General features: G+C 44.8%; 15 protein-coding genes. 6 read left to right on the forward strand and 9 right to left on the reverse strand.

Annotation, left to right across the window (positions count from 1 at the left end; all coding sequences use genetic code 11):
- Window positions 1-62: 62 nt before the first annotated feature.
- Complete coding sequence (locus R2S67_RS13845; protein ID WP_005393699.1) at window positions 63-602, reverse strand: NUDIX domain-containing protein; 540 nt, start codon at window positions 600-602, stop codon at window positions 63-65.
- 51 nt (window positions 603-653) lie between these two features.
- Window positions 654-1,328, reverse strand: coding sequence for a pyrimidine 5'-nucleotidase (yjjG, locus tag R2S67_RS13850; RefSeq protein ID WP_029800868.1), 675 nt, complete (start codon window positions 1,326-1,328; stop codon window positions 654-656).
- 138 nt (window positions 1,329-1,466) lie between these two features.
- On the opposite strand from yjjG, the gene R2S67_RS13855 reads away from it, so the two are divergent.
- The 4 genes from R2S67_RS13855 (at window position 1,467) to R2S67_RS13870 (ending at window position 3,900) form a co-directional block, all read left to right on the forward strand.
- Window positions 1,467-2,390, forward strand: a complete 924-nt coding sequence (locus R2S67_RS13855; RefSeq protein WP_025571935.1) for a LysR family transcriptional regulator — start codon at window positions 1,467-1,469, stop codon at window positions 2,388-2,390.
- 114 nt (window positions 2,391-2,504) lie between these two features.
- Window positions 2,505-2,819 (forward strand): hypothetical protein, encoded by a 315-nt coding sequence (locus R2S67_RS13860; protein WP_021452372.1) that lies wholly within the window; start codon window positions 2,505-2,507, stop codon window positions 2,817-2,819.
- Window positions 2,820-2,866: 47 nt separating this feature from the next.
- Window positions 2,867-3,553, forward strand: coding sequence for a helix-turn-helix transcriptional regulator (locus R2S67_RS13865; RefSeq protein ID WP_020834875.1), 687 nt, complete (start codon window positions 2,867-2,869; stop codon window positions 3,551-3,553).
- Between the two features lie 164 nt (window positions 3,554-3,717).
- Window positions 3,718-3,900 carry a hypothetical protein gene (locus tag R2S67_RS13870; RefSeq protein WP_005393690.1) on the forward strand — a complete coding sequence of 61 codons (183 nt, stop codon included), beginning with the start codon at window positions 3,718-3,720 and terminating at the stop codon, window positions 3,898-3,900.
- A 70-nt stretch (window positions 3,901-3,970) separates the two neighbouring features.
- On the opposite strand, the gene R2S67_RS13875 is transcribed toward R2S67_RS13870, so the two are convergent.
- From R2S67_RS13875 to R2S67_RS13895, 5 genes are all read right to left on the reverse strand, one after another.
- Entirely contained in the window at window positions 3,971-8,089 is a 4,119-nt protein-coding gene (locus tag R2S67_RS13875; protein ID WP_317345133.1) for a M66 family metalloprotease, read from the reverse strand.
- A 31-nt stretch (window positions 8,090-8,120) separates the two neighbouring features.
- Complete coding sequence (locus R2S67_RS13880; protein WP_317345135.1) at window positions 8,121-8,990, reverse strand: hypothetical protein; 870 nt, start codon at window positions 8,988-8,990, stop codon at window positions 8,121-8,123.
- A gap of 1,029 nt (window positions 8,991-10,019) precedes the next feature.
- On the reverse strand, window positions 10,020-10,253 hold the full coding sequence (locus tag R2S67_RS13885; RefSeq protein ID WP_005393681.1) for a hypothetical protein: 234 nt from the start codon (window positions 10,251-10,253) through the stop codon (window positions 10,020-10,022).
- Between the two features lie 87 nt (window positions 10,254-10,340).
- Entirely contained in the window at window positions 10,341-10,895 is a 555-nt protein-coding gene (locus R2S67_RS13890) for a sugar O-acetyltransferase (RefSeq protein ID WP_317345143.1), read from the reverse strand.
- Between the two features lie 129 nt (window positions 10,896-11,024).
- The gene (locus R2S67_RS13895; protein WP_005393675.1) at window positions 11,025-11,423 is read right to left on the reverse strand and encodes an OsmC family protein; all 399 of its coding nucleotides are present in this window, start codon (window positions 11,421-11,423) and stop codon (window positions 11,025-11,027) included.
- 203 nt (window positions 11,424-11,626) lie between these two features.
- Here R2S67_RS13895 and msrB point away from each other — a divergent pair, with 203 nt between their 5' ends.
- Both msrB and R2S67_RS13905 read left to right on the forward strand, forming a co-directional pair.
- Window positions 11,627-12,769, forward strand: a complete 1,143-nt coding sequence (gene msrB, locus R2S67_RS13900) for a peptide-methionine (R)-S-oxide reductase MsrB (protein ID WP_047007986.1) — start codon at window positions 11,627-11,629, stop codon at window positions 12,767-12,769.
- A gap of 51 nt (window positions 12,770-12,820) precedes the next feature.
- Window positions 12,821-12,967, forward strand: coding sequence for a DUF2256 domain-containing protein (locus R2S67_RS13905; RefSeq protein ID WP_074189751.1), 147 nt, complete (start codon window positions 12,821-12,823; stop codon window positions 12,965-12,967).
- Between the two features lie 71 nt (window positions 12,968-13,038).
- Here R2S67_RS13905 and R2S67_RS13910 read toward each other — a convergent pair whose 3' ends face one another.
- Together R2S67_RS13910 and R2S67_RS13915 are read right to left on the reverse strand one after the other, a co-directional pair.
- Window positions 13,039-13,746, reverse strand: a complete 708-nt coding sequence (locus R2S67_RS13910) for an SDR family oxidoreductase (RefSeq protein WP_048624688.1) — start codon at window positions 13,744-13,746, stop codon at window positions 13,039-13,041.
- Window positions 13,746-15,290, reverse strand: coding sequence for a cryptochrome/photolyase family protein (locus tag R2S67_RS13915; RefSeq protein WP_317345145.1), 1,545 nt, complete (start codon window positions 15,288-15,290; stop codon window positions 13,746-13,748). The genes R2S67_RS13910 and R2S67_RS13915 overlap by 1 nt, the downstream gene beginning before the upstream one ends.

Genomic DNA, 15,290 nt, shown 5'->3' on the forward strand with positions numbered 1-15,290 from the left:
CAACGAGCTCTCCCAAACTAAAAACAGCGGCACTAGGCCGCTGTTTTCATTAAAAATTATCATTAAATGAATTTCTTCAGCTTCGCCAAACCATAAGCCGCGATAGTGACACAATCTTTGATCGTGCCGTCGATCATCATTTGTTCGAACTCCTCAACAGAAAAAGCGCGCGTGATCAAATCCTCTTCTTCACTGTCGAGTTGATTGCCCACGTCCGTTAAATCACTGGCGAAGTAGACGTGACATGTCTGATTCAAAAAGCCGTATGCGATAAACTGCGCGCCGACATACGCCATGGCGCTCGCCTGCATGCCCGTTTCTTCACGTAGCTCACCTTTGGCAAGCTCAAGATGATCCGCATCTGGGTTTGATTCCCACGCCCCTTGTGGGATCTCCCAGCAACGTTGACCTACGGTGTAACGGTACTGCTGAACCAAGTGAATCATCCCATTATCGATAGCCAGAATCGCAGCACAATCAGGTTTGTCGACCACACCATAGATGCCCTCTGCGCCGCTCGGACGTAAAATTTTGTCCTCACGCACCGTCATCCACTTATTCTGGTAAACGACTTTGCTGTCTAGCTGTTTGATGTCTGGCATGGTTATTCCTTGATTTTTCTGAGGGTTACTGCGGAATAATACCCGATTCGGTTACGCCACCAAAATGTTCTTTAGTTCACTCAAAGACTCAACAGTGTAATTTGGTGCGATACGCTCATCGACACTTGCGCCTGTGGTATTTAACCAGCAAGTTTCAATACCAAAGTTATTGCCACCAAGAATATCGGAATGCAGGTTGTCACCCACCATCAGTACGCGCGTTTTGCATGGGTTGCCCATTTGCTGCATCGCGTATTCAAAAATGCCTAAGTCCGGTTTTGCGACGCCCACTTGTTCAGAGATCACCACTTTATCGAAGTACTCAGTCATCCCTGTGCGCTCAAGGCGAATTGCTTGCAACTCTGTAAAACCGTTGGTGATAATGCCCATTTTAGCTTTGCCTTGCAGCGCTTCCATCAGCTCTTTTGCACCTGGCAACAAGCTGCAAATATCGGCCATTGCTTCTAAAAATGCGCTATTGAGATCTGCTGTTGTGGTATTCAACTTCTCAGCCCACTCGGTAAAGCGGTTATGTTTTAGCTCATCTGCCGTTACTTTGCCATCTTGGTAATCCACCCAAAGCGGTTTATTTACGGTTTGGTAATGAGCAAAATCTTGTTCAGTAAAATCTACGCCTTTGCGAGAAAACATAAGCTGCAAACCTTTGAAAGCATCAAAGTGGAATAAGGTTTCGTCAGCGTCAAACAGGATCCAATCGTACTTCATTTTCTTCTTCCCAAAATCAAGGTCGTAATACTGGTGCATAGTCTAGATTGTTTTCTTCTTGAAGATAATCTCTATAATTGGAAATTAATTGTATCCTTGTGCTCAACAATAAATGCTTCACGATAATAGGAGATTGATGTGAACGCGATTGCCTCCCTGCCCGTTTTTGTTGCTGTTGTCGAATGCGGCAGCTTTTCCCTTGCGGCCAAACAGCTGAATCTGACGAAATCGGCGATCAGCAAACGCATCAACCAACTAGAAGACGATTTGGGCATTCGTCTCCTTAACCGAACCACGCGTAAGCTGAGCCTGACCGAAGCGGGAGAACGCTATTTTGAGTACGCCTCTCAAGCGCTCAACCTAGCCCAGCAAGGCGTGGACGCGGTATCGGAGCTGCAAGGCTCTCCACAAGGTCGGCTCAAAATTACCGTGCCGATGTCTTTCGGTGTGCTGCATATCGCGCCTTTGATCAGCGAGTTTCTCGCTCGTTACCCGAAAATTGAAGTGGATTTAAACCTCGAAGACAAAATGGTCGATTTGGTTAAAGACGGTTTTGATTTGGGGATCCGTATTGGTGAACTCACCTCTTCCAATCTAATCGCAAAACGTCTCGCCCCTTGCAAAAGTGTGCTTTGTGCCTCGCCAGATTACTTAGCGGAGTTCGGCACACCACAAAAACCAAGTGATTTAGTCAGTCACAACTGCCTGCGCTACTCCTATTTCCGTGGCGGCGTCGAATGGATGTTCATCAACAATGGCAGCGAATACAAGGTGCTTCCAAAAGGAAACTTTATCGTCAATAACAGTGAAGCCATTCGCCAGTTGCTGTTAAGAGGTTCGGGCATTGCGCAACTGCCGACGTTTATTGCAGGAAGAGACTTTGCCGCAGGAAATCTAAAACCGGTGATGGAAGAGTATTCTCTACCAGAACACGCCATTTATGCGGTGTTCCCTGAGCGCAAGCACATGCCGTTGAAAGTAAGAGCCTTTATCGATTTTATCAGCGAAAAACTCGGCACAGATTTACCTTACTGGGATCGTTACAACAGCCTAGAAAAATAACCTATTGATGATAAGTGAGTGAGATTTCACTACTGACATGTTCTGACATTCCATCCGCGTAACCTTATTTGGAACTCAACAGGCAATCCGCCAAAACCAATAAGGAATCACAATATGGAAACCGTTATCGAAACTGTGCAATTTCGTCTAACCGCAGGCACAACAGAGCAAGACGTGATCGCCGCCGCCAAGCAGTCACAAACGTTTGTGAAGAATCTGCCGGGCTTTTTGTATCGCTCGCTCAGTCACGAAGCTACGGACGATGTGTGGACAGACATCATTTACTGGCGTTCAATGGACGATGCCAAACAGGCGGGAAAACAGATTAAGCAAGCCGCTGAATTTCAGCCTCTGTTATCAATGATTGACTGCGAAAGCTTCGAGCTTAAACATCACAACTTAAAAATGTGCAGTGAGCTAGAGAAGTAATCAGCAACACTACCACTAACAACCAGTAGGTCTAGATAAGGAACATCATGAGCAAATCAGAACGACTGTTTGAGCTACTCACGCTTCTGCGCGCAAAGCGTTACGCCGTGACAGCGAAAGAGCTCGCAGAAAGAATGGAAGTTAGCGAACGTACGATTTATCGCGATGTTCAGTCGTTGCTCAGTTCTGGTGTTCCTATTCAAGGTGAAGCAGGTGTTGGCTACTTGTTGCAAGCTGGCTCTCATCTGCCGCCTTTGATGTTCTCAGAAAAAGAGATGATGGCGCTTGAACTGGGTATGCGGATGGTTCGAGCCTGGTCGGATGCCGAACTTGCCGAAGCGTCTCACTCTGCGTCCACCAAAATACTTTCGGTATTGCCAGATAAGCTCAAACAACAAGTGGAAGATTGTCCGCTGATTGTGCCCGATTATCACACCCAATCCGAGACTGCCAAACGAGGGCAGCTTCTGCGCCACGCGATTGATCATCAGTTTAAGGTCAGTTTGGATTACCAAGATGAAAGCGGACAAGTGACCGAAAGAAAAATCCAACCGTTAGGCCAGTTCTTTTGGGGCAAAGTCTGGACGCTGGTCGCCTGGTGCGAATTGCGCGATGACTACCGCCAGTTCCGCCTCGACCGTATCCAAGCACTGCGTATGCACGATGAAGAGTTTCAGAGTGCGGAAACCAAATCTCTCAAACATTATATTGCGCAGTATGAATCGAAAGATTGAGTGATCTTCATCCTTCCATCACAAGGATTCTAAATTGCTCTGCTCAATGCGCGATATTTGGAAAGGCACATTTAGTTAAACTAATGTTTCATTTTTAACAGATGCGTAACCAACCTAAGATCGTTAACTTAAGTAGCACGTCAACCACACCGGAGCGTGAAGCTATGAAAGTACTGATTCAATACACCCAAGCAGGGAAATATCGAGATCAAGCGTGGGAGTCTTTAACTCTTCGATCTAAAGGTGATATGCAGGCCGTTACCCCTTCTTATGCTGCCCAACTTATCGAACAAAGCAAAGCGACACTTGTGATGACAGAAGACGGACAGATCATCTTTCACTCCTAAATTCCATCAATCCTATGACGAAAAAGGCCTGCATTACTGCAGGCCTTTGTATGAGTGAATTAAGAGTTATTTACTGGAAACTCACTGCAGTTGGTAGGCGATCAAGCATCTTGTAGTAATCACCAGCCACAGCGCCGATATCACCACGCAAATACGCTTGAATCATATTGAGATCTTTCAGCCAAAGTTCTTTGTCAGCATCTGAAGACGCCATGTACCCTGCGTACACATTGTCGACCGCGAACATCATGTCTTCGGCGTGATCGTTGTAAATCAAAAGCATCGCATCAGTGTAAGCTTCGAACGCTTTCAGCTCATCGTGCGCTTTACCACCTTTGTAGCTCAATGTGCCCGAAGTTGCATCGATGACCAAATCACCCGAAGTCACATTCGCTGTCGTAAAGTTGATGAAAGACTGGCTAAACGACAGCACACCTGCCGCGATATCCGCATCAATGGTTCGCTTCATTGCGTTGACCATTGGCGCATCCAGCAGCAATACAGGATCGTGGAACGCTGGGACAATCGCTGTTCGGAATGGCCCCCAAGCACTATCGATGCTCTCTGCAACCTTGTTTAGTGTTGCAGGCTCATAGCTATCTAGGTACGTTTTTAGATCGTAACCTTTGGACGTCACCAGTTGATTTGCGTAGTCGTAAGCCAGCTTGTTTGCTTTTGTTGCCACAAACTTCTCGCCGTCGATAACAAACTCAACCTTGTCACCCGCGATGATACCGTAACGGTCTTGCTGCTTCGTAAACGTATCAAACTGAGATTGACCACGAGTCTTCACTGTATAATCGTAAGACTTCATTTGGTTCACACCCATTCTCAAGATGACATCGCCAACACGTCCGCGACCTTCTGCACCAATATCAAGGAATCTTGCAATACCACGAGGCATTGGTGGCAAGGACTCCATTTGCTCAGTGATGTGTAGGTTCACGGTAACACCTTTTAGATTGGTGTATTCCTTACCGTCTTTACCCACCAGTTTAACTGGTGTATTTAACGCGTCATTTGCCACGATGTTGCCCATGATGTCTTCATATTCAGCTTGCACCCCAGGGATATCAAGCAGCGATGCAAAGCTCACCTCATCGGTAAAACGGTTCGAGAATCGACGTGCTAAGAAGTGGCTCGCCAACGCTTTATCTGGCCAGTTACCCAACACAGACACCGCATTTGACCAAGGGTAATCCGGGTCAAAGCTACCAATTGAGTTTAGGAAGCGTCCATTCGCAGTTTCCGCAACAGCTATATAGCCCTCATCTGAATCTTCGATAAAGCGTGCTGCCAAATCATCAAAACAGCTGGCTGTTGAAAGATCGTAATCAGCCGGAATTTGGTGTGAGTTGTTGTCTAACAGTTGACCAAAAGAAATCACTTTTTGGTTGCCTGCCGCATTTTCTATCACACATTGATGCTCTGGTGTGCGCAAGATATCAAGGAAGAACGCCGCGGATTTTTTCGCCCCATTCGCGTAATCACAGAACCATGAGTTATCGGCTTTGCCTTCGCTACAGTATTGAGGGTTTGAAGCAAGGCGCAATAAGAAGTCACCAGGCTTATCCGTTGACGAAGTGTAACCCAAATTGGTGTACAGGTTATCGATGCGCTCAAGATCTTCCATCTTATCACGGATAGCGCTCATTTCCATGTAACGGCGCACTAAGTAACCAGGATAATCGGACGAGAATAATCCCGTCGTCCCATATAACTCCAAGTTGCGTCGATCATAGCTATCGAGATAGTTCTGCCACTCGTAAGAAACAATTTCTTCTAGGTTTGTACCTTCGTCAAAACGGTTACAGTCGCTGTTTAGAGAAACGTTCCCATCGGTACAGAAATCGTAAGACTTACGCTCAATTTCATTCACTTTATCTAGGTAGTAAAGTGCGCCATAACGAGTTTTCGCATTCAGTTCAGGATCATCAGACAACGCAGCGGTATCGAATCGGCTAAAGTCACAGTTGTAGAGTGATTTGCCTTTCTCGTCCCCCGTTAGCGCCTTCACTTCAGAACACACCATCAGCGATGTGTTGTCTGGATTGTTGCCAAACTTGTATGCAAAGCTTTGTTGGTAGGCTTGCTGATCAGCGAGGTAACGAGTGTATGCTGCTTTGTCTTCATCGCTCGCACTGTCTGCTGGTTTCGCAACAGGTGCAGGAGCTGAACCTGAAGAATCTTGAATCGTCTCGACTTTACGACCGTAGCCAAACTTAAACGCCGCAATGTCGTACAGACCCCAAGTTGGCGTTTCATCCAACATGCTTGGTGCGTAGTCCATCGTCGAACTGTAAGCAGGAATGTTGTTCAAACCAAGTTGATGCGCTTGCTCTAACGTGTAGTAGTTCGCTTTGTCATTTGAGCCTTTAAAGTTATGGCGCAGACCCATGTTGTGGCCAAGCTCGTGAACGAGCGTATTGCTGTAAGTCGCAACCGTAATCGCATCTGCGGCTTTCACTTGCAACTCTTTTGGCAGGTATTTCCAGCGCTTAAGCTGACGCGATACTTCGTTACCTGAGTCATCGAGTTTGATCTCAAAGTAACGCTCGTCGTCCAACTTCAAGTTGTCCAACATGGCCTTGTTAGTTGAAGAAACCCACGACGCTTCAATTGGATAGACGTTGTTCTCTGCCCAGAAAGACAAACGGTTCTCTTCAGCTTCAACCACCTTTTCAAACTCCATGTCATCATTGAAGTTTTTCATTAGCTGAGTTGGGCTCTTTGTCGCCGCCTTGCCAGAAACGATGTCTTCTTTTGATACGAAAGGCGCATAAGTGTTTTCATCCGATTTCAGGCTCGCCATTGCTGCCATTGTCGAGAGGGCTTCAACTCTATCCTCGACCTCTGTTTTCACCGTTTCACTATTAGTCGGCAGTGGATCCAATCCATCTAAGTCCAGTTGATTACGATTATAGAAACGCGCCAAGTTATCCCAATAGAAAGGCACACCGGTTCTTGCAACGCCTGCGTATTGGTTCACGTGGCCTTTGATGATTTCACCCGTCATCGGGTTAGAAACCGACGGGCCATAGCCAAGCAGACCGTTCGCTAGAGGCTCGTCAATCAGGTTAATCACGTTGTAACGCAGATCACCTGGGTGAATACCAGCTGCTTTGGTTTTGTTCACAATCTCGATTTCAGGCTTGCCTGCATCCGCCCCAAATACATTCAACGCTTGGTTCATCTTGTCGATCGATTGCAGCGTTGCATCCAAGAACAACTTGTTCTTCTCTTCAAAGAAATTGTCGCTCAAGTAATATTTGATAGAACCTTGATCTGGGTTGAAACGATTGAGGTAAACCACATCACGGTCGTATTTATTCGTGACTGGATTAAGCTTTTTCGTCGACGTGGTGAAGAAACCAATGTCGTTCTCATCACCCACTGGGTACAAGATCGGTTGGTAACCTTCGGTTGCCACTTCACTTTCGTGCACCAACGAGTAGTAGAACCGAGATTTAAACGCGCCATCCACAAGCGCTTCATCCAAACTCGCTTTCGTTGCAAAGTTGATGTAGTCGGAAATATTATCTAAATCGATACGGAACGTGCGCTCTAGTTCGAAATTGAGAAGACCGTTTTTAGGGTCAAAATCCCACGAGATCAATCGTGGTGCGCCAATTTCATCAATGCCCTCGGTAATGCCATACAGATCTTCCATATTGAATTCTGCAATTTCGAGATCTTCAGGACGAGGAGTAAAGTGGGTTTTCTTCTTGTAGTTTAGGCTTGCGTCTTCGTTGGTTTCTTCTTTGTTGGTGCAATCACCATGCGCGTCTTCTTGACAGCGATACGCCGCAAAGTCACCCGGAATCGTCAGCACTTGCGCGAAGTTAACGCCGTCGTCGTCTGCGACAAATTTCTCTTCACCGCAGTAGTTATTAGCATCTTTGCTTAGATGCGCGTCTGGGTAGTTTTTATCGTAACTGCGAACTTCCAGACCTTCTTTGGTAAAACAAAGCTCAACGTAACGAGGTGAACCTTGCAAGAATGGGAATTGGTTCAGAGCAAAGCGTGGAGCGGCACCAGTCGTCGGAACGTAAAACCAACGACCGTCTTTAAGGTCTTTTACTGCGACTTCTTTTGCATCTCTTTCGACATAGTCATACGCCTGATCATCTGCGCCACAGCCTGCAAGTGCGGCCGTTATTGCTGACACCAGAGTCAATTTTTTAAACATTATTTGGATATCCTTAATTGTTGTTATTTTCCTAGAAGGAGTAAGTCACTGTCGCGATGTAAGACGCTTTCTCTTGGTCCAACAAATCGATGTTGCCCAAGGTGCCTCGCTCTGCATCTTGATAGAAACCCGTTGATGACGCCGCGAGTTGCAATGACCAGCTTTCATCAAACTCGTATGTGCCGTACAACGCCCCCTCATACTGCCAACTGCTTCTGTGCGTACCTTGATAACTGATGCTGTTACCACCTAACGCCGTGATCCCCACTGCGAACGATTCCCACGACTTTTCCGCAACAGCAAACAATGAGTAAGTCCACTCAGTCAGCGAGCGTCCCCCCATGGTTTTGTATTCGTGGAAATTTTTTCTCAGTCTTGGCGAAACCGAAAAATCGACGCTCCAAGCTGAAAAAGAGATCGGCACATCTAAACGAACCGCGGTGTGCAGTTCATCTTTACGAGATGTTTCTGAAGTTGGAATGGTGAGCTGACCCGCAACGCCGATTTTCCCTGTATCTCCAAAGCGATATAGGTTCGTGTATTGCAAGCCCAACACCGAATCTGTCGCGTAGGTGCCGACTTCATCTTCTAGGGCACGATAGCCACCCGTAGAAAAATAGGCTTTTGTGTCGCTCGAAAAGGAATAAACGAGATCGCCTCCCCACGAGAAATTGCGGACAGAACGGTAGTCGTCTTTATCGTAAATGTTTGTATCGTAAGATAGGTAAACGGCCCCACTAAACTTACAAACAATACAGGACGCATCTCCTTCATTTTGTGTAGATTCAGGCGTGCTAGTGCTATCAATTACACTCGTTTCCACCGCGAATGATGGCGCTGAAAACAGCGTACCCAACAACATTGCAAGCGGCGTCATCATCCACTTTGTTGTGTGCTGCATGTTTTGAAACTTCCATGAGAATTAAGTTTATTAGAATAAACTTAAAGACAAACAGATTATTGGGATGAAATTCCATAAAAATTCAGATAATCAACCCCAATAAACCTATCAACCATAAAATTACTCTTATGGTTAAATCCTTATTTAATTTTTAATACTATTTATCTGAGTATTGTCGCGTTCTACTTTGCTTAAAAACGTACTTWAAAATGACTTTTTATAAATAAAACCACTCACCACAACATTAAAGAAGCAGCAAAGCAACGCCATTAAAATAAAAGCTAAAAGACAATTATTATCAACAACTTAAAATCAACAAAAACAGTTAAAATGAATGAGTGAAAATGTATAAGTTAAAATACAAAAAATATAAGAACATCATTCCGTTTAATTTTAGTCGTTATTGTATTGAGAAAGTTTAATTTTCAATTTCTAAAATTGGTGGGATACACATAAGAGAAATCATCAAAACCATCCGTTGTTAATAATGAATTTCGCATTTAAAACAAAAGATAGAAACAAGATCAAATTCATGTTTTCTAATATATATATTCAACCCTTGACAAGTTTGAATAGAAAATCAAACTTTCAGTCAATCTAAAATCAACAAAACATTCACCAAGTGAATACTCAAAAGATAAGTCAAAACTAAATAGCACATACGGTCAGCATATTTGTGAATTACTATTCATTAAATATTTTTTTATGAATTAAACAATAACGTGACCGGATTCACACAATTGCACTGCATGCAACATAAAGCAAACGAAATTTAAGTGTTTACGGACCCAAAACGTGTCGATAGAACAGAGATTAAACATCGAGCTGAAACACGTATTTCCCACCGAAATTTATTATACATAGCAGTGAGTTACCTGTACCCAAGCGGTTAAAATGCGTACTGATGTGACTCACTTTTGAGAGAGGAACATGAGAAGAGCAAAAGCACTAAAAGAGGATAATGCGATTTGAATAACCAGTGCTTCAAACCGCACTTATGAACTTATGCAGAGAAAGAAAGACTATCAGTTACTGTTGAATGGTTTTATGACCACAGTTTTCGCAGATCAAGTGACGTTCAAATTCATCCATAGAAGCAAGGAAGGCGCCGAATACTACGCTTTTAAGAAAGCCAGCAATGAACTCTTTCTTGTTGCGATTTTTATCGCCTTCAAAGCCACTTTTCTTTCTGACTAACACCACTACATGATGCGTTTCTACCCCACATGTAGGGCACATGAGGACTTCTGTCTTGTTCGACATCTTAGACTCCTTGGCGAATTATCCCTTTCTGATGGCATGATTCTGTTATGCCTGTAAAGCGAGTCATCATACCATCACTATCGATTCTTACTCTTCTTCGTTGAGACGACGAATCAACTTAGCTGGCGTGCCTCCGTATAGACAATCTGGCGGCACATCATGGTTGACGACCGAGTTCGCCGCAATCACCGAGCGAGCACCTATCGTCACACCTTGGTTAATGACGGAGTTACCGCCAATCCACACATCATCTTCAATCGTGATAGGTTTACAAAACGTCTCCCAACATCGGCGACTTCGGTAATCAACAGAATGAGAAGCCGTATACAATTGCACGCTTGGACCGATTAGCACGTGGTTCCCGATGGTAATTTTAGCGCCATCAAGCATGACCACATTCATGTTGATAAAGGTTTCTTCGCCGATTTCGATGGTTTTACCGAACTCGCAATGGAAAGGTGCTTGAACAATGCAAAGACCCGCTTTGCCAAACAGCTGTTTTTGTAATTCGTCGCGCTGACTTTCGTCGGTATTGTTATTGAGCGCTCTAAGTGCTTGAAGAGCATGACTTCTAATTGCGTCAATTTCTTTGTCCATGCCATCAAAGACTTGACCAGACATCATTTTTTCGAGTTCTGTCACTGGGAGACTCCTAAAACCTGCAATTACTACTTTCAGATTAATCACACGGTACGTGAATTGCGGAATAAAAAAAGAGAAAAGCCTGCACTTTTCTCTTTCCTGTTTTTATATTTTGTGGAGTCTGTCGACTTACACGATTTCCCAGCTGTGGGTCATCTCAACACCTTCACCTAGCATTAAGCAAACCGAGCAGTATTTTTCTAGCGAGTCAGCCGCCACTTTTGCTACGACTTCTGGGTCAAGCTCGTCACCTGAAACTTCAAAGTGGATATTCACTTGCGTAAAGATACGTGGTGCGGTTTCACGACGCTCTGTGGTTAGCTTGGCATTAACAGACAAGACCTTTTGTCCTGCCGTTTTCAAACCGTCGACAACATCGACAGAGCTACAGCCACCAGCGGCCATTAGTACCATTTCCATTGGGCTTGGTGCCGTTGCACCGCCATTGCCATCCATCACTACGGAGTGACCCGACTGAGATTGCCCAAGGAATTTAAAATCTTCTACCCATTTAACTTCTGCTTGCATGATTTACCTCATTTAGCATCGCTCGTTGAAGACATCGTTGCCCTATCAAGCTGTGTATTTCGTGTCGATACTTTAGCTTTCTCGCATAAAAGGGCAACGGAATTTTCAACATTGCTGTAATTTTTTCGCTCGGTTGCCTTTCTCTATACGTAACACTTTTTATTTCAGTCACACTTTCTACGGAAAACAACGTTGAGGTAGCTATGAAGAATATATCTAAGTTATTGGTCGGATTCTCTTTCGCACTTCCTGTCTTGTTTCTACTTTTGAGTAAAACAGGCACCGCCGATACGATGGATAAGATGAAGGCTTCAGAGAATGCAGAAATCGCCACACTGGCTGGCGGCTGTTTCTGGTGTACAGAATCGGATTTGGAACAGTTGACTGGCGTAGTCGATGTCGTATCAGGCTATTCTGGTGGTCATGTTGAAAACCCAACTTATCGCCAAGTTTCATCAGGTAAATCAGGTCACATAGAAGTGATCGAAGTTAAGTACGATCCTAAAGTGGTTAGTTACGAGCAAGTGTTGGACTACTTTTTCCGTCATATCGATCCTACTGACGATAAAGGCTCTTTTGTCGACCGTGGCCCACAGTATCGCCCTGCTATTTTCTATCATAACGCTGAACAAAAGCAGATCGCAGAACAGTTTATAATGGAAATCGACAAGGCGATGATCTATCCAAAACCGTTGAAAACAGAATTGATCGAGTTTGAAAAGTTTTATCCCGCAGAAGAGTATCACCAAGACTACTACAAAAAGAGCAGCTTAAAGTATAAGTATTACCGCTATGCGTCTGGTCGAGATAAATACTTGGATGAAGTATTTGGTGATGATCGTAAAGAGACCCCAAAAACGCTTCGTCAGTTGATCGAAGAAAAAAAGTTGCTATCAAAAGTGAAAGAGTACAGTAAGCCTGCTAAGTCCGAGATCAAATCAAACTTAACGGAGTTGCAATACTACGTAACACAAGAAGAAGGCACCGAACGTCCGTTCGACAACGAATATTGGGACAACAAAGAAGCGGGGATTTACGTTGATATCGTAACTGGTGAGCCGTTGTTTTCTTCTACCGATAAATACAAATCGGGGACGGGTTGGCCAAGTTTCACTAAGCCAATCAACCCAGGTTACATCGTTGAAAAAACCGATTACAAGCTGATTTATCCAAGAACGGAAGTTCGCAGTAAGTTTGGTGATTCTCACCTTGGTCATGTTTTTAAAGACGGTCCGAAGCCAACAGGATTACGCTACTGCATGAACTCTGCGGCAATGAAATTTGTACCTGTAAGTGAAATGAAAACGCAGGGGTATGAAGAGTATCTGTATCTCTTTGATAAATAGTTCGTATTCATTCAACTTCAAGGGCATACGATGGCGAATGGGGAGGACCAGATGAAAGGTTTTAAAACACAATTACCAACCAAAATCTGCTCTGTTTGCCATCGCCCATTTTCTTGGAGAAAGAAATGGGCAAGAAATTGGGACGAAGTCGTTTACTGTTCTGAGCGCTGCCGAAGAAACAAATCAGTCAAAAGTTAGAACCACAAAAACTTTATGTCGCACTGCTAGCCTTATTTTCCAAGGTAACGTGGCTCAGACCAAGCAGCGCTTCACCAAGGTAACAAGGCACCATCATAAGCCCAAAATGCCCCACTATCCTGCGGGGTTGCTTTGTCAATCAATCCCCATAAGTCTCGCGCGACACGCTCTGGGCTAAACAGCTTTCCTTCAGGTACATTCGCTTGAAAAGGTGCCGACAAAGCCGTATCTGTTGTGCCTGGGTGAAGAGCGAGTACAGTCCCGTGTTTGACCATTCTCCGCCATTCAATCGACATGGTTTTGAGGAACATATTTAACGCGGCTTTCGATGCACGATAGCTGTACCAACCGCCTAAGTGATTATCACTAATACTGCCAACTTTGGCCGAAATGGTCGCAAACTTGGGGTTGGTACTGCGTTTTAACTTGGGCGTGAAGTATTTCGCCAACAGTAAACTCGGCAAAGTATTAACCATGATGGTTTGCTGAAAAAAGTCTGCGTCGAGCGAGCTAAGATTTTTCTCAGGACCTTTATCTTGGGTGTGCAACATACCAACGCAGTTCACCAACCAATCAACATGTTCAATTTGTTCACTGAACGCTGTCACCTGCTCGTCCTGCGATACATCCACTTGATGCCAAGCTACATTTGGGTGTTGCCAGTCTGGTTGATGCTTACGATAAGTGGCATGCACGCGAGCTTGAGGAAAGCGAACTAGCGCTTGTTGAACCATCGCCAATCCAATGCCGCCATTTCCACCAACGATCAGTATGTCCATTACAAGCTCTCCAAGTTTTCCATATAGTGCTCAGCGGTATCTAATATCGCTTGGCGTTTCTGCTCTTCCATATTGTCCCAAGATCGGAAAATCATCCCAATACGTGGATTCGTTGCTAAGCGTTTGTCGTGTTTGTTCATAAAGCGCCAATATAAGCTGTTGAACGGACAAGAGCCTTCTCCACTCCTAGCCTTATTTTCGTAGTGGCAACCCTTACAGTAGTCGCTCATTTTGTTGATGTAAGAGCCACTCGCCGCATACGGTTTGGTGCCAACAATCCCACCATCTGCAAACAGTGCCATACCGCGCGTATTGGGCATTTCTACCCATTCAATCGCATCAACGTAGATACCGAGATACCATTCATCCACTTGGTCTGGGTCGATCTCGGTTAATAAACAAAAGTTGCCGGTTACCATCAAGCGCTGAATGTGGTGCGCGTAAGCGTAATCAAGAGATTGGCCAATCGCGTTTCGCATACAGGCCATTTTGGTTTCGCCGCTCCAGAAGAAGTCTGGCAGCTTTTTACTCGCTTCCAGTTCATTCTTTTTCGGGTAATGAGGCATGTTCGCCCAATAAACGCCTCGGATGTACTCTCGCCATCCCAAGATCTGACGAATAAAACCTTCTACCTGAGAAATATCGATGTCGGCATTGGCATGAAATGCCTTAAGTGAAGCGTCAATCACCTCTCGCGGATTCAGCAGCTTGCTGTTCAGCGAGAACGAAATCCGGCTGTGATACAAGCTCCATTTAGCCTCGTGCTGACCTGTCATGGCGTCTTGAAAACGACCAAACAGTGGCAAACAGACCTGACAAAAATGCGCGAGTAAAGACAAGCTTTGAGAGCGACTTACTGGCCAAAGTAAATCACCATTTAATTTACCTATGGTTTGAATGTTGTGCCGACCTAAGCGCTCGACAATATCACTGACGTCATGACTAAACATTAATGGCTTTGGCAGCTGTTCAATGTCTTTTGCTTTAAGTTTATTTCGGTTATTGGCGTCGTAGTTCCACTTTCCACCCATAGGCTTACCGTCTTGCATCAAGATGTCGAAGCGCTTACGCATACGGCGATAAAAGTGCTCCATCATGATGTGTTTACCTTGAGGAAACTGCGATTCTATTTCCTCAAACGGTAACAAAAAGTGTTCCGAATCGACGCTACGCATCACGACCCCATCAAGCTTTAGTTTGGCTAACTGCTCTAGTAAACGGTATTCGTCGGGGCGTTGATATTCAAACTTACTTGCACCAACTTCACTCACGTAGTGTTGTAAGACTTGCGCAAGATCCTCGAAAGATTGTGTGTCATCCAACGTAAGGTGCAAAACTTGATGCCCTTCTTCCTGCAGCTCGTTGGCAAAATTCGCCATCGCAGAGAAAAAAGCACACACCTTTTGAATGTGATGCGTAACGTAAGTATTTTCTTGTTTCAACTCAGCAACAAGGTAAAGCACCGAGTCGTCTACACGTTGAAACCACGAATGCTCGCTATTAAGTTGGTCACCAAGAATGAGCCGAACCGTCTCGTAATGCAT

Source organism: Vibrio sp. T13N (assembly GCF_032970445.1).
Lineage (GTDB): Bacteria > Pseudomonadota > Gammaproteobacteria > Enterobacterales > Vibrionaceae > Vibrio > Vibrio diabolicus.